Origin of the sequence: Microbacterium sp. NPDC057944, assembly GCF_042887445.1 — a bacterium.
Taxonomy (GTDB): Bacteria; Actinomycetota; Actinomycetes; order Actinomycetales; family Microbacteriaceae; genus Microbacterium; species Microbacterium natoriense.
Map to the genome: position 1 here is coordinate 1,497,716 of NZ_JBHVPJ010000001.1, position 20,856 is coordinate 1,518,571.

At 70.0% G+C, this 20,856-nt stretch carries 20 protein-coding genes; 15 read left to right on the top strand and 5 right to left on the bottom strand.

The window, feature by feature from the left end:
- Nucleotides 1-44: 44 nt before the first annotated feature.
- From ACFVRO_RS06755 to ACFVRO_RS06775, 5 genes are all read left to right on the top strand, one after another.
- Nucleotides 45-779, top strand: coding sequence for a copper homeostasis protein CutC (locus ACFVRO_RS06755; protein ID WP_386950639.1), 735 nt, complete (start codon nucleotides 45-47; stop codon nucleotides 777-779).
- 45 nt (nucleotides 780-824) lie between these two features.
- Nucleotides 825-1,679 (top strand): alpha/beta fold hydrolase, encoded by an 855-nt coding sequence (locus tag ACFVRO_RS06760; RefSeq protein WP_105675144.1) that lies wholly within the window; start codon nucleotides 825-827, stop codon nucleotides 1,677-1,679.
- A gap of 131 nt (nucleotides 1,680-1,810) precedes the next feature.
- Complete coding sequence (locus tag ACFVRO_RS06765) at nucleotides 1,811-2,548, top strand: DUF1684 domain-containing protein (protein WP_386950642.1); 738 nt, start codon at nucleotides 1,811-1,813, stop codon at nucleotides 2,546-2,548.
- 26 nt (nucleotides 2,549-2,574) lie between these two features.
- Nucleotides 2,575-3,624 (top strand): biotin/lipoate A/B protein ligase family protein, encoded by a 1,050-nt coding sequence (locus tag ACFVRO_RS06770; RefSeq protein ID WP_105675148.1) that lies wholly within the window; start codon nucleotides 2,575-2,577, stop codon nucleotides 3,622-3,624.
- Between the two features lie 119 nt (nucleotides 3,625-3,743).
- On the top strand, nucleotides 3,744-4,721 hold the full coding sequence (locus ACFVRO_RS06775) for a DNA-methyltransferase (protein ID WP_386950645.1): 978 nt from the start codon (nucleotides 3,744-3,746) through the stop codon (nucleotides 4,719-4,721).
- Between the two features lies 1 nt (nucleotide 4,722).
- Here ACFVRO_RS06775 and ACFVRO_RS06780 read toward each other — a convergent pair whose 3' ends face one another.
- Nucleotides 4,723-5,370 carry a TetR/AcrR family transcriptional regulator gene (locus ACFVRO_RS06780; RefSeq protein ID WP_386950648.1) on the bottom strand — a complete coding sequence of 216 codons (648 nt, stop codon included), beginning with the start codon at nucleotides 5,368-5,370 and terminating at the stop codon, nucleotides 4,723-4,725.
- A 188-nt stretch (nucleotides 5,371-5,558) separates the two neighbouring features.
- Between ACFVRO_RS06780 and ACFVRO_RS06785 the strand changes: the two genes are divergently transcribed.
- The 7 genes from ACFVRO_RS06785 to ACFVRO_RS06815 are packed head-to-tail and all read left to right on the top strand — an operon-like array spanning nucleotide 5,559 to nucleotide 14,295.
- Nucleotides 5,559-7,091 (top strand): ABC transporter substrate-binding protein, encoded by a 1,533-nt coding sequence (locus ACFVRO_RS06785; RefSeq protein WP_386950650.1) that lies wholly within the window; start codon nucleotides 5,559-5,561, stop codon nucleotides 7,089-7,091.
- Between the two features lie 51 nt (nucleotides 7,092-7,142).
- Entirely contained in the window at nucleotides 7,143-8,084 is a 942-nt protein-coding gene (locus tag ACFVRO_RS06790) for an ABC transporter permease (protein WP_386950651.1), read from the top strand.
- On the top strand, nucleotides 8,081-9,895 hold the full coding sequence (locus tag ACFVRO_RS06795; RefSeq protein ID WP_386950654.1) for a dipeptide/oligopeptide/nickel ABC transporter permease/ATP-binding protein: 1,815 nt from the start codon (nucleotides 8,081-8,083) through the stop codon (nucleotides 9,893-9,895). Before ACFVRO_RS06790 ends, ACFVRO_RS06795 begins: the two co-directional genes overlap by 4 nt.
- Nucleotides 9,892-10,746, top strand: coding sequence for an ATP-binding cassette domain-containing protein (locus ACFVRO_RS06800; protein WP_386950657.1), 855 nt, complete (start codon nucleotides 9,892-9,894; stop codon nucleotides 10,744-10,746). Before ACFVRO_RS06795 ends, ACFVRO_RS06800 begins: the two co-directional genes overlap by 4 nt.
- A 13-nt stretch (nucleotides 10,747-10,759) precedes the next feature.
- Complete coding sequence (locus tag ACFVRO_RS06805) at nucleotides 10,760-11,506, top strand: MgtC/SapB family protein (RefSeq protein ID WP_386950660.1); 747 nt, start codon at nucleotides 10,760-10,762, stop codon at nucleotides 11,504-11,506.
- Between the two features lie 60 nt (nucleotides 11,507-11,566).
- Nucleotides 11,567-13,360, top strand: coding sequence for a sulfatase (locus tag ACFVRO_RS06810; protein ID WP_386950662.1), 1,794 nt, complete (start codon nucleotides 11,567-11,569; stop codon nucleotides 13,358-13,360).
- Nucleotides 13,360-14,295, top strand: a complete 936-nt coding sequence (locus tag ACFVRO_RS06815) for a formylglycine-generating enzyme family protein (protein WP_386950664.1) — start codon at nucleotides 13,360-13,362, stop codon at nucleotides 14,293-14,295. The genes ACFVRO_RS06810 and ACFVRO_RS06815 overlap by 1 nt, the downstream gene beginning before the upstream one ends.
- 21 nt (nucleotides 14,296-14,316) lie before the next feature.
- Here the strand turns inward: ACFVRO_RS06815 and ACFVRO_RS06820 are convergent, their stop codons facing one another.
- A complete protein-coding gene (locus tag ACFVRO_RS06820) occupies nucleotides 14,317-14,883 on the bottom strand; it encodes a TetR/AcrR family transcriptional regulator (protein ID WP_386950666.1) in 567 nt (188 codons plus the stop codon).
- A 149-nt stretch (nucleotides 14,884-15,032) separates the two neighbouring features.
- Here ACFVRO_RS06820 and ACFVRO_RS06825 point away from each other — a divergent pair, with 149 nt between their 5' ends.
- The 3 genes from ACFVRO_RS06825 to ACFVRO_RS06835 are packed head-to-tail and all read left to right on the top strand — an operon-like array spanning nucleotide 15,033 to nucleotide 18,564.
- Nucleotides 15,033-16,340, top strand: coding sequence for an MFS transporter (locus ACFVRO_RS06825; protein ID WP_386950668.1), 1,308 nt, complete (start codon nucleotides 15,033-15,035; stop codon nucleotides 16,338-16,340).
- Nucleotides 16,341-16,357: 17 nt separating this feature from the next.
- Nucleotides 16,358-17,833, top strand: coding sequence for a carboxylesterase/lipase family protein (locus ACFVRO_RS06830; RefSeq protein ID WP_386950671.1), 1,476 nt, complete (start codon nucleotides 16,358-16,360; stop codon nucleotides 17,831-17,833).
- The gene (locus ACFVRO_RS06835; protein ID WP_386950674.1) at nucleotides 17,830-18,564 is read left to right on the top strand and encodes a phosphatase PAP2 family protein; all 735 of its coding nucleotides are present in this window, start codon (nucleotides 17,830-17,832) and stop codon (nucleotides 18,562-18,564) included. Before ACFVRO_RS06830 ends, ACFVRO_RS06835 begins: the two co-directional genes overlap by 4 nt.
- Before the next feature lie 49 nt (nucleotides 18,565-18,613).
- On the opposite strand, the gene ACFVRO_RS06840 is transcribed toward ACFVRO_RS06835, so the two are convergent.
- The 3 genes from ACFVRO_RS06840 to ACFVRO_RS06850 are packed head-to-tail and all read right to left on the bottom strand — an operon-like array spanning nucleotide 18,614 to nucleotide 20,798.
- Nucleotides 18,614-19,075, bottom strand: coding sequence for a DUF3237 domain-containing protein (locus tag ACFVRO_RS06840; protein WP_386950677.1), 462 nt, complete (start codon nucleotides 19,073-19,075; stop codon nucleotides 18,614-18,616).
- Nucleotides 19,072-19,551, bottom strand: a complete 480-nt coding sequence (locus ACFVRO_RS06845; protein WP_386950679.1) for a MarR family winged helix-turn-helix transcriptional regulator — start codon at nucleotides 19,549-19,551, stop codon at nucleotides 19,072-19,074. Before ACFVRO_RS06845 ends, ACFVRO_RS06840 begins: the two co-directional genes overlap by 4 nt.
- Complete coding sequence (locus tag ACFVRO_RS06850; RefSeq protein WP_386950682.1) at nucleotides 19,548-20,798, bottom strand: flavin-dependent oxidoreductase; 1,251 nt, start codon at nucleotides 20,796-20,798, stop codon at nucleotides 19,548-19,550. Before ACFVRO_RS06850 ends, ACFVRO_RS06845 begins: the two co-directional genes overlap by 4 nt.
- Nucleotides 20,799-20,856 lie beyond the last annotated feature (58 nt).

The window sequence follows — 20,856 nt, forward strand, 5'->3', positions numbered from 1 at the left end:
CGGAGGGAAGCGCGGATGCCGGCTCGGCGCGCGAGAATGGACGGATGCCGCAGAACCTCGCGCTCGAGATCGCCGTACAGGACCCCGCCGGAGTGCGCGTCGCCGGAGCCGTCGGCGCCGCCCGCGTCGAGCTCGCCCAGGCCCTCGCCCTCGGCGGACTCACGCCGTCACCCGCCACCCTGGAGCTCTCGATCGAGGCCGCCCGAGAGGCGGGGCCCGAGGTGCACGTCCTGATCCGCCCCCGCGCCGGCGGCTTCCACTACGACGCCGACGAGCTCGCCGTCTCCGAGCGCGACGTCCGCCGTGCCGTCGACGCGGGAGCGCACGGTGTCGTGATCGGCGCCCTCGACCCATCCGGCGTCCTCGACCTCGACGCGATGGCGCGGCTGCGCGACGCCGCGGGCGGAGCATCCGTCACCCTGCACCGCGCCATCGACGTGACACCCGAACCGCTCGCGACCCTCCGCGCCGCCCGTGAACTCGGTCTACGCCGGGTGCTCACCTCCGGCGGCGCCTCGGCGGCCGTCGACGGCATCGACACCTTGCGCGCCCTCGTCGCCGCGGCCGAGGGGGCGATAGAGATCATGGCCGGAAGCGGGGTGACCGCGGCATCCGCCAGGGCGCTCGCCGCCACCGGCGTCGATGCCCTCCACTTCTCCGCCAAGCGCAGCGTCGTCGAAGACGGCGGCGTGCGCATGGGATCGGCGGCCGACGGCGTCGGCGGCTACGAGGTGACCGACCTCGCCACCGCTCGCGCCCTCATCGCCGCTCTCGCCTGAGCCATCGCCCTCGCGGCCCCCGCACCCCGTGGGTAGGGTGGGGGCGTGACGGATACGCGTGAGTTCACGGATGCCCACGGCATCGCCATCGTCTACGACGTGCACCCCGCGGCGGGTGTCGCGCGAGGGGTCGTGCAGCTGCTCCACGGAGTCGGCGAGCACGCGGGCCGCTACGGCGCGCTGATCGCCGCCCTCACCGACGCCGGATTCATCGTCTACGCCGACGACCACCGAGGCCACGGGCGCACCGGCATCCGCCAGCACGACGGACCCGCAGGGCTCGGCCACCTCGGCAAGGGCGGCATCCGTGCGACGAAGGAGGCGATCTGGCAGCTCACGGGCATCATCCGCGAGGAGAACCCCGATCTCCCCCTCGTGCTCCTCGGGCACTCGTGGGGATCGTTCCTCGCGCAGATGCTCGTCAACGACCACCCGGAGGCGTGGGATGCCGTCATCCTCTCCGGCTCCGCCCTGCGCACGCCGACCTCGCTGAACGCCGCCCCGCTGAACGCCCGGTGGGCAGGGGAGGGTGCGACGGGACTCGAGTGGCTCAGCCGCGACCCCGCGGTGTGGAAGGAGTTCGACGAGGACCCCCTCACCACCGACGTCCCGCTGCTGAAGCTGTTCGGCCCCATCGAGGCCGCGAAGCTCTACGGCCGCCCGCGCAAGGACCTCGGCCGCGACATCCCGATGCTGCTCCTCGTCGGCCGCGACGACCCGGTCGGCGGCCCCCGCAGCGTGCACAAGCTCGCCGACGAGTACCGCTCGCGCTCTGGGTTGACCGATGTCACGACGCTCGTCTACCCGGACGCTCGGCACGAGATCTTCAAGGAGCTCCAGCAGGAGGAGGTGCGCGCCGACGTCCTCGCCTGGCTCGACGCGCACATCGCCCGACGCTGAGCCGCGCATTCCCTCGACCCCGAAACATTTCGCTCGGAGTCGTGACGTTACGTCGGGTGTAACCGGATGACGATGAGCGCGCGCCACCCCTCTGCCTCCCCGTAGATTCGCGGCGAGAGGGAGGTTCTCCGATGGGCTTCGAGGATGACTGGCGCGGCTGGCACGCGTCGCGGGAGAACTACGCGGGCGCCGAGTACGGGCCGTCCGCGCTGGAATCGACGAACTGGCTGATCACCGAACCCGCCGCGGTCGACGGGGTCCCGGGGCTCTGGGCGCTCACCGGCGACGGCGGCATCCGGGGCAGCGACCTCGGAACGGCGGGGGCCAGCGTCACCCTGCGCGGAACCGAGACGATCAGGTTCGGCAGGCGCGAGCTGCGCGTGTTCGAGCGCAACGGCACGATCGGCCTCCGGGTGTTCAACCCGCAGCGGCCGCAGCGGCAGCGCTTCAGCGCGATCGACGCCTACCCGCCGCGGGAGGGCTGGCGGGTGCCCGCCGTCTTCGAGGAGACGCCAGGGGAGAGCATCACCATCACCGCGGTCGACGGCGAGGAGCAGGATTCTCCCGTCGCCGGGCGGCTGCACTTCACGCTCGACGGCATCCCGCTCTCCCTCACGGTGACGCGCGGGGCGCAGGGGGCGCTCAGCGCCGTGTTCGCCGACGCCACGAACGGCATCGAGACGTACCGGTTCCGGTTCCTGCCGGTCGACGAGCCCGCGGCCGACGGGAGCGCCTGGATCGACTTCAACAGGGCGTATCTGCCGCCGTGCGCGTTCTCCGACCAGTTCGTGTGCCCACTGCCTCCGGCCGGCAACCGCTACACGGCATCGATCCGCGCGGGCGAGCGGGCGGTGATCCTCGGCCGGTGAGGCTCCTCGCGCCTTAAGCTGGAGGGGTGCACGGTGAATACAAGGTCCCCGGAGGAAAGCTCGTCGTCGTCGACGTCGAGGTAGAGGACGGCAGGCTCGCGGGATTCCGCCTCGCCGGCGACTTCTTCCTCGAACCGGACTCGGCGCTCGACGACATCAACGCCGCGGTGAACGGCCTCCCCGCCGAGGCGGACGCGACGGCCATCGCCGCCGCCGTGCGCGCCGCGCTGCCCGACGGTGCGCAGCTGCTCGGGTTCACCCCCGACGCGGTCGGCACCGCGGTGCGTCGTGCGCTCGTCACGGCCCCCGGATGGCGTGACTTCGACTGGGAGATCGTGCACGAGAAGGCCGTCTCCCCGCGCATGAACCTGGCGCTCGACGAGGTGCTCACCTCGCGCGTGGGCGAAGGCCGCCGACGCCCCACGCTGCGCATCTGGGAGTGGGACCAGTCGGCCGTGGTGATCGGCTCGTTCCAGTCGTACCGCAACGAGGTCGACCCCGAGGGCGCGGCTCAGCACGGCTTCGACGTCGTCCGCCGCATCTCCGGCGGCGGGGCCATGCTCATGGCCGCCGGGCAGATCATCACGTACTCGCTCTACGTGCCGGCATCCCTCGTCGCCGGGATGACCTTCGCCGACTCCTACGCGTTCCTCGACGACTGGGTGCTGCAGGCGCTGCGCTCGCTCGGCATCGACGCGGTCTACCAGCCCCTCAACGACATCGCCTCCTCGTCGGGCAAGATCGGCGGCGCTGCGCAGAAGCGCCTCGCCAACGGCGGGGTGCTGCACCACGCCACCCTGTCGTACGACATCGACGGACAGGTCATGACCGAGGTGCTGCGTATCGGCCGCGAGAAACTCAGCGACAAGGGCACGACGTCCGCCGCCAAGCGCGTCGACCCGCTGCGCAGCCAGACCGGCCTGCCTCGCGCCGAGATCATCGAGCGCTTCAAGGACACCTTCCGCTCGCTCACCTCCGCAGAGGACGGTGCGATCACGGCCGACGAGTACGCCGACGCCGAGGCGCTCGTCGCGTCGAAGTTCGCGACGGACGCGTGGCTGCACAGGGTTCCGTGACCGACCCCTCGGAGGAACCCGGGGCGGCAGACGCTTCAGGAATTCGGACGGATGCAGGAATCTCGGACGATTCCGCGGCATCCGTCCGAAAAACGGACCGGTCTCCGAAAATCGGTGCGGTGACCGTGGGCGCGGTGACCGTGATCGAGGGCGACAATCTGGTGGCCGCCGCCACGCTCCCCTCCGGATCGTTCACGCTCGTGTACCTCGATCCGCCGTTCAACACGGGGCGCACGCGCGAACGTCGGGTGATGACCGCCACGCGGATGTCCACAACTCCGGAGGATCGGGTCGATACCGCGTCGGATGCTGCCGAAGCTGGCGGATCCGACGCGGATCTCCGGAGTTCTGGCACGGAGCCGAGCGAGCCCCGCGGTACGGAGCCGGCAAGACCGGAGCCCGAGCCCGAGACCGAGGTGCGGCACGGCTTCCACGGACATCAGTACGAGCGGGTGCGCGGGATGCTCCGCGCCTACGACGACCGCTTCGACGACTACGGCGACTTCCTCATGCCGCGGCTCGAGGAGGCCTGGCGGCTGCTCGCCGACGACGGCACGCTCTACCTGCACCTCGACTACCGCGAGGCGCACTACGCCAAGGTGATGCTCGACGCGGTCTTCGGGCGGGACTGCTTCCTCAACGAGCTGATCTGGGCCTACGACTACGGCGCCAAGTCGCGCCGCCGCTGGCCCACCAAGCACGACACGATCCTCGTCTACGTGAAGAACCCGCGCGAGTACGTGTTCAACTCCGACGACGTCGACCGCGAGCCGTACATGGCCCCCGGGCTGGTCACGGCCGAGAAGGCCGCACGGGGCAAGCTCCCCACCGACGTGTGGTGGCACACCATCGTGCCGACGACGGGGCGCGAGAAGACCGGTTACCCGACGCAGAAGCCCGCCGGCATCCTGCGCCGCATCGTGACGGCGTCGAGTCGTCCGGGAGACAGGGTGCTCGACCTCTTCGCCGGATCCGGCACGACGGGGGCCGTGGCGTCGGCCCTGGGGCGCGAAGCCGTGCTCGTCGACGACAACCCCGAGGCGATTCGGGTCATGAGCGAGCGGATGCCGCACGCCGAGGTGACGCGGGTCGGCTGAGTCAGGCGTCCGAGTCGGGGGTGATGGGGCCCTTGTCGACCACGAACGCCGAAAGCGTCTGCAGGAACTCGGTGAGGATGCGCGCGCGGTCCAGAGGCTCCTCCTCGTAGAGCATCTGCAGTCGCAGGCCCTCGGAGAGGGCCATGATCCATCGGGCGATCGTCGTCGTGGTGACTCCGTCGGGCATGGCGTCGGTGTCGAACGTGCCTTCGAGCGCCGCGGTGAATCCCTCCAGGCGCTCCCGATACAGGCGCACCATGTAGTCATGTGCCGGGTGGGAGTCGGGAATGGCCTCGGCCGAGATCATCGCGTTCAGCTGGAGCAGCGCGGGATCTGATGCGTGCGAGTCGAGCACGCGGATGTAGTGGTTGAGGTACGGGACTCCGGCGGGCTGGTCGTCGGCCTTCCTGTTGTCCTCCAGGTCGCGGGCGTTCAGCACGGCGAGGAGGATCTCTGGTTTGGACGGGAAGTGGTGCAGGAGACCAGCCTGAGAGATCCCCGCCCTGGCGGCGATGTCGGCGATGGAGGCGGAGTGGTAGCCGCCCTCTGAGAAGATCGTGCGCGCGACGTCGAGGATGTGCTCTCTGCGTGCTTCGCCCTTGGGGTTGCGGCGCTTGCGCGGCGGGGCGGACTCAGCGCCAGCGGTCATGCCAGTTCCTTTCGCCGTGGCTCTCAGAGTAGCGAGCGCGAGGTGCGCACTGTGGAAGGCGAGGCCCCGGCCGGAAACTTTTATCGACTTCGGTATTGATAAACCGACCAAGTACACGGTAATTTTATCGCCAAGACGGTGCACCCTCTCCGTCTTCACACAGCAGCAGTCACGACAAGGAGGTCCTGATGAAGTCGTCATGGAAGAAGCTGGCAGGAGTCGTCGCCGTCGCGGTGAGCGCCGCCATCGTGCTCACGGCCTGCGGAGGAACCGCCGGCGGAGGCGGAGACGTGGGCGGAGGGTCGCAGACACTGTCGATCGCCACGCAGCAGGACGTCGCCTCGTTCGACACCGGACAGCTCGACACGGGCCTGCAGGTCACGTACTGGCAGCCCGTCTACGACACGCTCCTGCGCTACACACCCAGCGGCGAGGTCGAGCCGAACATGGCGGAGGAGTTCGAGTACAACGAGGACAACACGGTCCTCACCCTGAAGCTCCGAGAGGGCATCACCTTCAGCGACGGCACCCCGTTCGATGCGGAGGTCGTCAAGGCCAACATCGAGCACCTCAAGGCGGGCACCGGAGTGGCGGTCTACATGGTAGGCCTCGTCGGAGAGGTCGTCGTCGTCGACGATCTGACCGTCGAGATCCACCTCACCGCTCCCGACCCCGCCTTCACCTACTACCTGTGCCTCGTCGCCGGAGCGATGGCATCGCCCGAGGCGTTCGGGGAGGAGTCGTTCGCGACGACCCCGGTCGGATCGGGGCCGTACCTGCTCGACGCCGACGCCACGATCCGCGGCAGCCAGTACACCTACGTGCGCAATCCCGACTACTGGAACCCCGACGCCTACCCCTACGACAAGCTCGTGCTGAAGCCGATGGAGGACGTGACCGCACGTCTGAACGCCATCAAGTCCGGTCAGGTGAACGCCACGAACATCGATGCCAGCGTCCTCAAGGAGGCGGAGGCCGCAGGGCTCACCATCAACGATGCGCCCGTCCAGTGGAACGGCCTGATGATCTTCGACCGCGCAGGGGCCGTGGTCCCCGCCCTCGGCGACCTGCGGGTACGCCAGGCGCTCAACCACGCGATCGACGGCCAGGCGATCGTCGACAACATCTACGGGGGCAAGGGGCTCCAGTCCCAGCAGATCTTCAACCCCGACGGCCCCGCGTTCGTGAAGGACCTCAACCAGGCGTACCCGTACGACCCCGAGCTCGCCAAGGAGCTGCTCGCAGAGGCGGGCTACCCCGACGGCTTCGAGATCACGATGCCCGAGATCAAGGGCGACCTCACCCAGCCGTACATCACGCAGCAGCTGGCTGACATCGGCGTCACCGTCACCTGGGACAAGGTCGCGTCGGAGAACGTCGTCGGCGACATCCTCGGCGGCAAGTACGCGATCATCTCCTTCGGGTCGAGCTCGGGGCACCCCTGGCGCGACATCTTCAAGATGGTCTCGGAGAACGGCGCCTGGAACCCGCTGCACAGCACCACCCCGGAGCTGAACGAGCTGTTCGCCGCCGTGCAGAACACGTCCGGCGACGAGCAGGTGGCCGCTTACCAGGCGGTGAACGAGTACATCACAGAGAACGCCTGGTTCGGCGTCTGGCTCTTCACCTCGGCCATCCAGGTCACCGACGCCCGGACGTCGACCCAGCCGCAGCTGGGCAGTCTCGTCCCCTACCTGTCGAGCTACGCGCCCGCAGAGTGATGAGAGGAGGGGCCGGTCGCGGCCGGCCCCTCCTCCGCTAAGGAGCCGAACGTGCTGATATTCCTCCTGCGACGACTCGCTGCCGGTGCGGTGCTGGTCGTCGCCATCTCCTTCGTCGCCTTCTCGCTCATGTATGCGGGCGGCGCCGACATCGCCCGCAGCATCCTCGGACCGGAGGCGACTCAGGCCCAGGTGCAGATGAAGGCCGCAGAGCTCGGGCTGGACCAGCCGCTGCTGGTGCAGTACGGCGCGTGGTTCGGCCGCATGATCACGGGGGACTTCGGCCGCTCGTGGTTCACGGCCGAGTCGGTGACCGACGCCGTCGTCTCCCGTCTCGGCGTCACGCTGTCGATCGTCGTCGTGTCCCTCGTCGCCGTCGCCGTGATCAGCGTGGTCCTCGGGGTCGTCGCAGCGATCCGCAGGGGCTGGGTCGACAAGGTCGTCCAGGTCGTCTCGGTCGTCGGCGTGGCCCTGCCCAACTTCTGGGTCGCGCTGGTGCTCGTCGTCGCCCTCGCGATCAGCATCCCCCTGTTCCCCGCCACCGGCTTCGTGCAGCCGCGGGAGAGCATCTCCGGATGGATGCTGTCGATCACCCTCCCTGTCATCGCGATCACCATCGGCGGCATCGCCGGAGCCGCGCAGCAGATCCGCGGCTCGGTGCTCGACGTCGCCAGGCAGGACTTCGTGCGAACCCTGCGATCGCGCGGTCTGCCGGAGCGCCGCGTGATCGTGCGACACATCCTGCGCAACTCCCTGGGGCCGGCGATGACGGTGCTGAGCCTCCAGTTCATCGCGATGATCGGCGGCTCCGTCACCATCGAGAAGGTCTTCGCGATCCCCGGCATGGGCATGCTGGCCCTGAACGCCACACTCCGAGGCGACATCCCGATCGTCATGGCCGTCGTGATGACGATGGCCATCGTCGTGGTCGTCGTCAATCTCATCATCGACCTGGTCAACGGCTGGGCGAGCCCGAAGGTGCGTGTGCAATGACGACCCCCACTACCCAGGCCATCACCACCGCGCGTCGCCGCGACCGGCCCAGCGTGTTCCGGGCCGTGCTGCGCAATCCGCTCGGCGCCGCCTCCGTCATCACGATCGCCGCCATCGTACTGCTCAGCGTCATCGCACCGTTGATCGCTCCGTACGATCCGGCCTACGTCGACATCACCGCCGCGAACGTGCCGCCGGGCACCGACGGCCACCTGCTGGGCGCCGACGCCTCCGGGCGCGATGTCCTCAGCCGTCTGCTCGTCGCAGGTCAGCTCACCCTCGCCGGCGCCGCGGTGACCGTGATCATCTCGGTGCTCCTCGGCGTCACCGTCGGTCTGGTGTCCGGCTACTTCGGAAAGACCTTCGACATGGTCGCGAGCTGGGTCTCCGACCTCGTGCTGGTGCTGCCGAGCAAGATCGTCCTCGTCGCGCTCTTCGCCGTGATCGGCCCGAACACGCTCGTCACGATGGCGGTGCTCGGAGTCATGGTCGCCCCGCAGTTCTACCGGCTGGTGCGCAACCTCGTGATGGGCGTGAAGAACGAGCTCTATGTCGACGCCGCCAGGGTCTCGGGGCTGTCGGATGCCGCGATCATCGGCAGGCACGTGCTGTTCGCCGTGCGTGCGCCCATCATCATCCAGGCGGCGTTCGTGGCCGGCATCGCCGTGGTCATCCAGGCGGGCCTCGAGTTCATCGGCCTGGGCGACCCGAACACGCCGACCTGGGGCGGCATGCTGCAGGATGCCTTCGCCGCCATGTACAAGGCGCCGACGATGCTCATCTGGCCCGGCCTCGCCATCGGACTGTTCGTCGCCGCCTGCGTGCTGTTGGGCAACGCCGTGCGCGATGCGCTGGAGGGGACGGATGCCGCGCTCGCCTCGGCGTCCGCCGCGCCCTCGTCCTCGACCACCGCGGTGCGGACCGTCCAGGCTCCCGTGGTGTCGGCGGACTCGACGGATGAGGAGGCGCTGCTGCGCGTGGAGGACCTCTCGGTCGGCTATCCGGACCGTGACGGTGGCGTCAAGACGGTCGTCGAATCGGTGTCGTTCTCGGTCCGCGCCGGCGAGGTCGTGGGCATCGTGGGAGAGTCGGGATCGGGCAAGTCGCAGACCGCGTTCTCGATCCTCGGGCTTCTGCCCAGCGGCGGATGCGTGACCGGCGGCCGCATCGTGTTCGAGGGGACGACGCTCGACAGGCGCGCCGGAGCGGCGCGCCTGCGGGGCACCCGCATCGCGTACATCCCGCAGGAGCCGATGAGCAACCTCGATCCGGCGTACCGCATCGGTGCGCAGCTCATGGAGCCGCTCGTGGTGGTCTCCAGGCTCAGCAGGGCGCAGGCCAAGGAGCGGGCGCTCGCACTCCTGGCGCGGGTGGGGATCGCCGACCCGCAGCGCGTGTTCGACTCGTACCCGCACGAGATCTCCGGCGGAATGGCGCAGCGCGTGCTGATCGCCGGCGCGATCGCGGGTGAGCCCGACCTGATCATCGCCGATGAGCCGACCACTGCTCTCGATGTGACCGTGCAGGCCGAGATCCTCGACATCCTGCGCGATCTGCAACGGGAGCGCGGTATGGCGATGATGCTGGTGACCCACAACTTCGGCGTCGTCGCCGACCTCTGCGACCGCGTCGTCGTGATGCAGACGGGGCGTGTCGTCGAGTCCGGTGCGGTGGCGGAGATCTTCGACGCCCCGCAGCATCCGTACACGAAGATGCTGCTCGGCTCGATCCTCGACGGCGGACCCGCTCGTCCCGACTACCAGGACGCCGATCACGCGTCCGCTCTCCCCGAGAAGGAGGCCGCACTGTGAACGCTCCGCTGCTGGAGGTGACGGACCTGAGGGTCGCGTATCCGCGCAAGGGGTTCCGACGCTCGCCGGTCGAGATCCTGCACGGCGTCTCGCTCGACGTGCGGCCGGGGGAGACCGTCGGCCTCGTGGGCGAGTCGGGATCGGGGAAGACCACCCTCGGACGCGCCATCCTCGGCCTCGCTCCTGTCACCGGCGGCTCGATCCGCTTCGCGGGCGACGACATCACGAGCATCACGAGGTCGGCGCGGCGACGGATCGCCCGCGACATCCAGGTCGTGTTCCAGGACCCCTACGGCTCTCTGAACCCGGCGCTGCGCATCGAGGACATCCTCGCCGAGCCTCTGCAGGTGCAGGGCGTCCGCAGGGACGCGGCCAGGGAGCGCGTCGCCGAGCTGCTGTCACAGGTGGGGCTTCCGGAGGATGCCGGGTCCCGCCTTCCGCGCGAGTTCTCCGGCGGCCAGCGTCAGCGGGTCGCCATCGCCCGCGCGTTGGCGCTGCAGCCCAAGCTGATCGTGTGCGATGAGCCCGTCTCCGCCCTCGATCTGTCGACGCAGGCCCGCGTGCTCGACCTCTTCATCGAGATCCAGGAGCGCACCGGCGTCGCCCTGCTGTTCGTGTCCCACGACCTCGCGGTCGTGCGCCACGTGAGCCATCGCGTCGCCGTCATGTACCGCGGAGACATCGTGGAGTTCGGGCGGGGCGACGCCGTCACTGCCGATCCCGAGCACGCCTACACGCGGCGTCTGCTGATGGCCGCGCCCGTGCCGCATCCCGCGGAGCAGCAGGAGCGTCGCGCGGAGCGGCGGCGAATGCTCGAGTCCGAGGCGCAGGCCAGGATCGAGGCCGCGTGAGCGGGGGATGCGCATGGACCTGACCATGGAGACGTTGGATCTCTCGTTGCGGGTGGCGGCGGCGATCCTGCTCGGCGCCGTGATCGGACTGGAGCGTCAGTGGCGATCCCGGATGGCCGGCATCCGCACCAACGCCCTCGTATCGGGAGGGTCCGCGCTCTTCGTGGTGCTCGGCGCCTACGGGTTCGACGGGGTCACCGCCGACCCGACGAGGGTCGCCGCGCAGGTGGTCTCCGGCATCGGATTCCTCGGCGCGGGCGTGATCCTGCGCGAAGGACTGAACATCCGCGGTCTGAACACGGCGGCGACGCTGTGGTGCGCCGCGGCCATCGGCTCCCTCGCCGGCGCGGGCCTGTACGTGCTCGCGCTCGTCGGGGCCGCCTTCATCGTCGGAGCGAACACCGTGATGCGCCCCGTCAGCAGACTGGTCAACAGCCGTCGTCGCCCGCTCGAAGTCGAGGGCGTCGAAGATGACGACGGTCCGCTGCAGCCGATCGAGTACATCCTCGAGGCGAAGACCAACGACAAGAGCGAGCACCGCGTGCGCGCGCTGGTCCTGCAGGCGGTCAACCGCCCGGAGCTCACGCTGCGCTCGATCCAGTCGTCCAGCGGCAAGAATTCGCGCGTGGTCGTCCACGCCGACCTGCTCGCCAGCGCCGACGCCGACGCCGCGGTGCTGGAACGCGCCGTCCAGCGCATCAGCCTCGACCCCAAGGTCATGTCGGTGCGCTGGTGGGCCGAGGACAACGCCGATGACTGACACACCACCGTTCGATCGCCCGATGATCTCAGGCGACGACGCACGCAAGGAGAAGAGCCGATGAAAGCCATCATGGTGATGTACGACACCCTCAACCGGAAGCTGCTGCCTCCGTACGGGGCCGATCAGGTGGTGGCGCCGAACTTCTCCCGGCTCACCGCGCGCACGGCGACCTTCGACAACTGCTACGCGGGATCGATGCCGTGCGTGCCCGCCCGGCGCGAGATGCACACGGGGCGATACAACTTCCTGCACCGCTCGTGGGGGCCGCTGGAGCCGTTCGACGACTCCGTCCCCGAGATGCTGCGCACGGCGGGTGTGTACACGCACCTCGTCACCGACAACCGTCACTACTGGGGCGACGGCGGGGCGACCTACCACGGGCGCTTCTCGACCTTCGAGTTCTTCCGCGGACAGGAGGGCGACGCCTGGAAGGGACAGGTCGCCGACCCCGAGATCCCCGACACGGTCGTGCACCGCAGCGATCGCGTATGGCGGCAGGACTGGATCAACCGCACGCACCTGCAGGACGAGGCCGACCACCCCCAGACGCTGACCTTCGATGCGGGACTCGAGTTCCTGCGCACCAACGTCGACGCCGACGACTGGTTCCTCCAGATCGAGGCGTTCGACCCGCACGAGCCGTTCTTCAGCTACGAGCAGTACCGCCGCCTCTACGCCTCCGACTACGAGGGGCCGAACTTCGACTGGCCCGCGTACCGGCGGGTGATCGAGGACGAGGCGGAGGTCGAGCAGCTGCGCAACGAGTACATGGCGCTCGTGACGATGTGCGACAACTCGCTCGGGCGTGTCCTGGACTTCATGGACGACAACGACATGTGGGATGACACGATGCTCATCGTGTGCACCGACCACGGTCTCCTCCTCGGGGAGCACAACTGGTGGGGCAAGAACGTGCAGCCCTGGTACGACGAGAACATCCACATCCCGCTGTTCGTGTGGGATCCGCGCTCCGCTGTCGCCGGAGAGCGTCGTTCCTCGCTCGTGCAGACGATCGATCTGGGGCCGACGCTGCTGGAGTTTTTCGGCATCCCGGCGACTCCCGACATGCAGGGGCGTGCACTGGCGCAGACCGTCAGATCGGACGAGCCGGTGCGCGAAGCCGGACTGTTCGGCAACGCGGGCGGGCACGTCAACGTGACCGACGGCCGATACGTCTACATGCGCGCCTGCGCCGAGGAGGAGAACGGGCCGCTCTTCGACTACACGCTGATGCCGACGCATATGGGCGGACGGTTCGCGCCCTCCGAGCTGGCGCAGGCCGAGCTGCACCCGGGATTCTCCTTCACCAAGGGGGCTCCGGTGCTCAAGGTCCCCGGCTTCGCGTTCGGCAGCCCGTGGTCGTACGGCACGCTGCTGTTCGATCTCGAGACCGACCCTGAGCAGGACGCTCCGCTGCGCGATGACGATCTGGAGCTGCGCATGGCGACGCTGCTCGTGGAGCAGATGCGCGCCGCCGATGCCCCACCAGAGCAGTTCGAACGTCTCGGGCTTCCCGCCCAGGGGCCGGTGGCCCGGGAGCATCTGCTGATCGAGGCGCAGTGGGAGCAGGTCCAGCGCGGGCTCTCCGCCGCTCCCACCGCGGCCGACCTCGGCGAGGACTCGGTGGTGGCGACCGCGACGATCGGCGAGCTCTTCGCCGACGACGCCGTGCGTGCGGTGGTGCTGGATGCCCTGCCGTTCCTCGACAACCCGTACATGGCCCACATGGCGGGGCCCATGACCCTGGTCGAGGTGGCAGCGATGAAGGTCGAGGTGGATGCGGCGGCGCTGATCTCCCTGGACGAACGGCTCATCGCGCTCTCGACGTCGCTCCCGGTCGTGGGGGCGTAGTGACCCACGACGGCGGATGCTGCACACCGCAGCGGGCGGAGGCGGTCGCGCTGCCCCTCCGTCCGATGCGGCTGTCGGCGCTGCGCCCTGCGCCCGCGGACGAGTGCGAGGTGCCTTCAGGGTCGTTCGTCATGGGCGACGCGTTCGGCGAGGGCTATCCGGACGACGGCGAGGGTCCCGCCCACGAGGTGGAGGTGAGCGGGTTCCGCATCGATGCGGAACCGGTCACGGTCGCCCGATTCGCTCGTTTCGTGGAGGCGACCGGATACGCGACCGTGGCCGAGCGGCTGGGCGGCTCCGCCGTGTTCCATGCGTTCGTCGCCGAGGGGGAGACGATCCTCGGCCGGTCCGAGGCTGCACCGTGGTGGTGGGAGGTCGCGGGGGCGACCTGGCGGCATCCGTCGGGCCCGCTCTCGGCCCCGGCCGCGGAGGATCACCCCGTCACGCAGGTCGCGTTCTCCGATGCGGTCTCATACTGCCTCTGGGCGGGGCGACGCCTGCCGACGGAGGCCGAGTGGGAGTACGCGGCGCGGGGCGGGCTCGCATCCGCGCGCTACGCGTGGGGTGACGAGCTGACGCCGGGCGGAGAACACCGGTGCAACATCTGGCAAGGGAGCTTCCCGGCGCGCGACGACGGCGATGACGGCTTCGTCGGCACGTCCCCCGTGGGGTCGTTTCCTGCCAACGGCTTCGGGCTGCACGACGTCGCCGGCAACGTGTGGGAGTGGTGTCAGGACTGGTTCGCGGCTGATTACTATTCCCGGTCGTCTCCGCGGGATCCGATGGGCCCGACGTCGGGGGAGTTCCGGGTGATGCGCGGCGGATCGCACTTGTGCCACGAGTCGTACTGCAACCGGTACCGGGTGTCGGCGCGCAGTGCGAGCGCCCCGGACTCGACGGCGGGGAACCTGGGCTTCCGCACCGTGGCCCTGTAGCGGCGGGCCGCGGTCCACGAACTACGGGCGCAGCAGCGCGATGAACCGTTCGATGTCGGCGGCCATGTCGAGCGTCGGGTCGAGCATCCACGCGGACTGGAGGCCGTCGGCGAGGGCGTGCAGCGAGCGGACGATCCAGGCGGGGTCGAGGTCGGCGCGGATGTCGCCGGCGTCCTGCGCCTCGATGACGCCGGCGATCGCGGCGCCCTCGACGGTGGCGGTGCGGGCGCGGAAGTAGGCGTGCGCCACGTGCTCCGGGTCTCCGGCCTCGGCCGCGAGCTGAGAGTAGAGCTGGACCAGGCCGGGCACCGAGGCGTTGTGCCGGATCACGGCGAGGAAGGCCGCGGTGGTGTCCTCCCCGACGTACTCCAGCTCGTCGCGCTCGTCGCGGGCGCGGAGGATGGCCACGAACAGCTCCTCCTTGGTGCCGAAGTAGTGCAGGAGTCCGGCGGGGCTCAGACCTGCGGCATCCGCGATCTCCCGCACCGACGCCTTGCGGTATCCGTGCGCCGCGACGACGGACAGCGCCGCTTCGAGGATCTCCTCGCGCTTGATGACGCCCTTCGCGTATGCCCCTCGAGTCGCCATGACCCCAGCGTAAACCGGCGGCGCCGATCGCGAAAACCGAACGAAGTTCGTGAATGGCTTGCGAGGTCGACATCCGATCTGCCAGCATGTCTCATGAATACCGAATGATGTTTGGTATTGGTCCCGAAACCGCTCAACGAGGAGCCCCCATGTCTCTCTCCCCGCTCGACCCGGCCGCCGAGATCGCGGCCACCGGCGTCATCGCCACCGAACCGCCCTCCGCAGGCTCTCCCGCCGCGAGTCCGCCCGCGAATCGGCGGCTGCTGCCCAGCATGCTGATCTCGTCGCTCACTCTGTTCGCCACCTACGGCGGCCTCATCGCGATCCTGCTGCCCTCGCAGATCGCGCTGCTGGACGAGAAGAACAAGGTCGCGAACCTCGCGATCGTCACGACCGTGTCGTTCGTCTTCACGCTGTTCGCGCAGCCCCTCGCCGGCGCCTTCAGCGACAGGACGCGCTCGCGGTTCGGCCGCCGAGCGCCGTGGATGGTCATGGGCGCGATCGTCGGCGGCATCTTCCTCTTCGGTCTCGGGTCGCTGACCGACATCCTGTGGATCACGGTGTTCTGGGTCGTCATCCAGGTCGCGCTGAACTTCCTCCAGGCGCCGCTGACGACGATCACCGCCGACCGGTTCCCGCGGTCGAAGCGCGGCGGCGCGAGCGCGATGATCGGACTCGGCACGCAGCTCGGGATGACGGTCGGCGTCATGATCGCGGCCGCACTCGGCTCGCAGATCGGGATCGGCTACTCCACCTTCGGCATCGCGGTGATCGTAGTGACGGTCCTGTTCGTCCTCCTCAACCGCGACTGGTCGTCCAAGAGCGCCCTGGTCGAGCCCTTCAGCTGGGGCGCCTTCTTCAAGGGCTTCTGGATCAACCCGCGCAAGCACCCCGACTTCGCCTGGGCTTTCGGGGCGAGGTTCCTGCTCATCCTCGGCTACTTCGTGGTCGCGACCTACCAGCTCTATCTGCTCACCGACTACATCGGGATGTCGCTCGTCGAGGCGCAGGGCGCGACCCTCACCCTGACGCTGATCCCTCTGATCCCGACGCTGATCGCCATCGTGCTCTCCGGGTGGCTGAGCGACAGGCTCGGACGCCGGAAGGTGTTCATCTACGTCGCCTCCGTCGTCATGGTGGCGGGGCTCTCGGTGCCGATCTTCCTGCCGAACATGACGGGCATGATCATCATGAGCGTCGTGAACGGCATCGGGTTCGGTCTGTACATGTCAGTGGACGCCGCGCTGATGACCGAGGTCCTGCCGAGCGAGGGCACCGCGGCGGGCAAGGATCTCGGCATCCTCAACGTCGCGACCAACATCCCGCAGGCGATGAGCCCCGCGATCGCCGCGGTGATCATCACGTCCTTCGGCGGCTACGCCATGCTCTTCGGCTTCGCAATCGTCTTCGTGATCCTCGCCGCCATCGCCACCGCACCGATCAAGGGAGTCCGCTGATGACCGAGAATACGACCATGACCGATTTCGTAGAGGTGGACACCGCGGCAGGGCGGGTGCGCGGACGCTGGCGCCCGACGACGGGGACCGGACGGATGCCGCGGTCGGCGGCGTTCCTCGGCATCCCCTTCGCCGAAGCCCCCGTCGGGCCGCTGCGATTCCAGGCTCCCGTGCCCAAGGCTCCGTGGGAGGGCGTGCGCGACGCGCTCGAGTTCGCCGCCACCGCGCAGCGCGGCGACCCCGGTGTGACGCTGATCCCCGAGCCGTCGGTGCCGGGGGAGTCCACCCTGAACGTGAACGTCTTCACGCCCGATCCCGAGGCGGCCGGCCTGCCCGTGCTCGTGTGGATCCACGGCGGCGGCTACTTCGCCGGGTCCCCCGCGAGCGCCTGGTACGACGGCCGCAACTTCAACCGCGACGGCGTCGTGACCGTGTCGATCTCGTACCGGCTCGGCTTCGACGGCTTCGGGTGGATCGAGGACGCCCCGTCGAACCGCGGCATCCGCGACTGGCTGCTCGCCCTGGAGTGGGTGCAGCAGAACATCGCGGCCTTCGGCGGCGACCCCTCGCGCGTCACGATCGCCGGGCAGTCCGCCGGCGGCGGCGCGGTGCTCACCCTGCTCGGGATGGAGAAGGCGCAGCACCTGTTCCACGGCGTCTACGCGATCTCGGGTGCGCTCGCCGACGTCTCGGCGGAGCGCGCCGAGAAGTTCGGCCGAGGTCTGGCTGCGGCCGGCGGGGTCGCGCCGACCGTCGCCGGCTTCTCCTCTCTCGACGAGGAGCGCGTGATCGCGCTCCAGAAGAAGGCGACGGAGCTGGGCCCGAGCTCTCTCGGCAGCATCGTCGAAGAGGGGCTTCCGCTCGGCCCGTCGGTCGACGGCGACCTTCTCGTGCGTCCGACGCGGGAGTCGCTGCGGGCGGGCGTCGGCGCCGACAAGCCGCTGGTGATGGGCGCGACCGACGACGAGTTCACGATGGCCTTCTCGGGGGTCGCGAAGAAGCTGCGCTGGGTGCCCAAGGCGTTCCTGCTGAACAGGCTCGGGATGCCGAAGGGCGCGATGCGCCCCTACCTGGCCGCCAACCAGGACGCCCTGGAGCGCGGCACCGCGGGCATCGCCGGGCGCCTGCTCACGGACAGGATGTTCCGCACCGCCGTGCTGAACATCGCCGAGGACCGCGGGGACGCTCCGACCTGGCTGTACCGGTTCTCCTGGCCGTCCGGCACGTTCGGGTTCGCCGAGCACTGCCTCGACGTGCCCTTCTTCTTCGACTGCCTCGACGGCCCCGCGATGGTGCCGCTCGCCGGCCCGAACCCGCCCCAGGCCCTCGCCGATCAGGTGCACGCGGCCGCGACCTCGTTCATCGAGACGGGCGACCCCGGTTGGCCCGTCCACGACGGCGATCGCGGCGTCGTCCGCGTGTGGGACACGCCGGTCAGCGAGGTGGTGGACGGTTACGCGTCGGTGCGTGCGCTGCTGGAACCGGTGTCGTGACCGCGGCATCCGTGCGGGAGGGGCAGGCCCCTCCCGCCAGTCCGTCGCGCCCGCGTGCGCTGCTGTGGACCGCCGTCGCCCTGTTCGTCGTGTTCGTGCTGCTCGGCGTCGGCGTGCTCGCCTCCCCGCCGTCTCCGTGGACGCAGGGGCTCGACGACGCGTGGCGTGCGCTGCTCGGAGTGGGGCCGGAGTCGGCGCTGCCGGCCGGTCCGGTGGCGCAGCTGTTCCAGAACCTCGGCGCCCTGCCCGGCTTCGCGCTCATGATGGTCGTGCTGCCGCTCGCGCTCGTCACGATCGGGCGCTGGCGCTCCGCGCTCTTCGTGATCGCCGTGCAGCTCGCCGGCCCCGGACTGCTCTCGCAGCTCACGAAGAACCTCGTCGACCGTCCCCGCCCCGCCGCCGACGAGGCCGCGGGTCTCTTCGGGCCGCTCGTCATGGTCGACCACGGATCGTTCCCCTCGGGGCACGCCGTGAGCACGGCGACGGTGATCGTCACGGTGTTCGCGCTGATCCCGGCATCCGCGGTGTGGATGCGCCGGGTCTGGACGGTCGTCGGCGTGCTGCTCGCGATCGGCATCGTGTGGCAGCGCACGCTCATCAACGCGCACTGGTTCAGCGACACGCTCGCCGGACTCATCGGAGGCGCGGCGGTCGCGCTGCTGCTCTGGTGGGCGTTCGAGCCCTGGCTGCGTCGGGATCGGGCCCGGAAGGCGACCTTCCTCGGTCGCTGAGCGCTGAGCGCTGAGCCCTGGGGACCGCGTGGGGTGGCACCGCGCGGCGCTACCCCACGCGGTACGCGCGGTAGTGCACGGCGCTGGCCAGGCGCTGCGCCGACGCGAGGAAGAGACTCCGCTGCAGGTGGGCGAGCGCCGGGGCCGAGGTCTCGACGGACACCGTCGTGCGGAAGGAGTACAGAGCCGGATCGACGTCCTCCCCGCGGCCCAGCCGGGCCAGCACCTCGGGCGAACCCGTGCGCAGCCCGCGGGCGTGGAGCAGCAGGAGGTCGCCGGATGCCGTGCGCGCCGAGTACCTGCTGTCGATCTCGATCGTGCCGTCGGGGCGGACGAGCTGCCAGTCGGCGCCGCCGGGCAGGACCTCCGCGTCCACCTCTCCGCTCACCCGTCCGCCGAGGATCGGCACGACCCTGCGGTGGCCGGCGCTGGTGCCGAGGTGGTCCTCCAACGGGCCGAGCGCGACCTCGACGTCGAAGGCGGGGGTGAGCGTGGGGACGGGCAGGGTCATCGGTCGTCCTTCGGACCGTGGGGAGCGGATGCCGCGGCATCCCCGGTGAGCACGACGCACAGCCTCTCGAGCACCGGAACCGCCGCGGAGAGCACCGCGCGCTCCTCCTCGTCGAGGGCATCGGCCGCGCGTGCCACGAGCGCGGAGTGGGCGGCGTCGAAGCGGTCGAACAGATCGAGCGCGCGCGCCGAGGCGCGGACGACCACGCGGCGGCCGTCGGCCGGGTCGGGTGTGCGCTCGACGAGACCATCGGCCTGCATGGCTCCGAGCAGGTTGCTCACCGTCGGACGGCTCAGACGCAGCGTCGCCGCGATCTCGGCCGGACCCTTCGCGACACCGCGCGGGAGGGTGCGGAGCACGTCGATCTGCGCCTCGGAGAGCTCGGGGAGGCGAGCCTCGGCACGGGTCGCCGCGAGCAGCGCCCGCCGCAGCGGGGAGATCACGCCGGCGAGGCGGGCGGCATCGAGAGCGCTCATCGGTCCGCCCTCGCGCTCAGCGACGGACGCTCGTTGAGCGTCTCGGGGAGGAAGCCCGCCGCGGTCTTGTAGTCGGCGGCGATCCGCTCGCGCTCGGCGCGCGGCACCACGTCGTCGATGTCGGCGAACCCCTCGGGCGCGCGCTCGGCGGCGACGAGCATCACCCGCTCGGGGCCGGTGGCCCTGGTGCCGGCGAGCAGGGCGGTCATCGCGGGACGGCGGTCGTCCTCGTAGCGGGTGAGCGCCTCGTCGATCGAGTCGGCCGTGGCGAGGTGGAACGCGAGGGTGCGCGCGTCGAGGATAGCCTGTGAGCCGCCGTTCGAGCCGTTCGGGTACATCGCGTGCGCGGCGTCGCCGAGGAGCGTCGTGCGGCCGAAGGTCCACCGGGGCAGTGCGTCGCGGTCGACCATCGGATATTCCAGGATCTCCTCGGCTGCGGCGATCGCCCCCGGAACATCGAGCCAGTCGAAGCTCCAGTCGCGGAACAGCTCCGCGATCGGCGCCGGGTCGATCGCCCGGTTCCAGTCGGCGTCGCCCGAGCCCCCGACGCGCTTCTCGGCGATGAAGTTCACGAGCACCCGGCCGTCGGCATCCGCCTCCTGCAGCGGATACGCGACGAACTTCTGCTCGCCGTCGCCGGCCATGATCATGGTGCGACCGTCGAGGAACGCCGGGATGCGGGTGACCCCGCGCCACAGCGTCAGGCCGCTCCAGGGCGGAGCGCCCTCCGCCGGATAGCGCAGGGCCCGCAGGGCGGAGTGGATGCCGTCGGCCCCGATGATCACATCGGCCGTCGCCTCGACCTCGCCGTCGGCCGTCGCGAATCGCGCGGTCTCGGTGCCGTCGGCGTTCGAGCGGATGCCGACGAGGCGGTGCCCGAGACGGATCGGCTCGGCCAGCCGCGCGTCGGCGAGATCGCGCAGGGCCAGTTGCAGCCGCCCGCGGTGCACCGACAGCTGCGACCAGCGGTACCCGGCGGCGACGCCGCGCGGCTCGTCCCAGATCGCCTGCCCGAAGCGCGTGAAGTACGCGAGCGTGCGCGGCTCGACCCCGAGCGCGGCGATGGTCTCGGCGACGCCCAGTTCGGTGAGCTCGCGCACCGCATGCGGGAGCAGGTTGATGCCGACCCCGAGTCCGCGGATGCCGGTGCTGCGCTCGTAGACGGTGACGTCGGTGAGGCCGGCCTCATGCAGGCTGATCGCGGCGGCGAGCCCGCCGATGCCCGCGCCGACGACGATGATCTTCATCGATCTCTCCCTCTCGCGCCCGCCGTGGGCGTCGGGGATAGTTTTGCAACAAAACTAG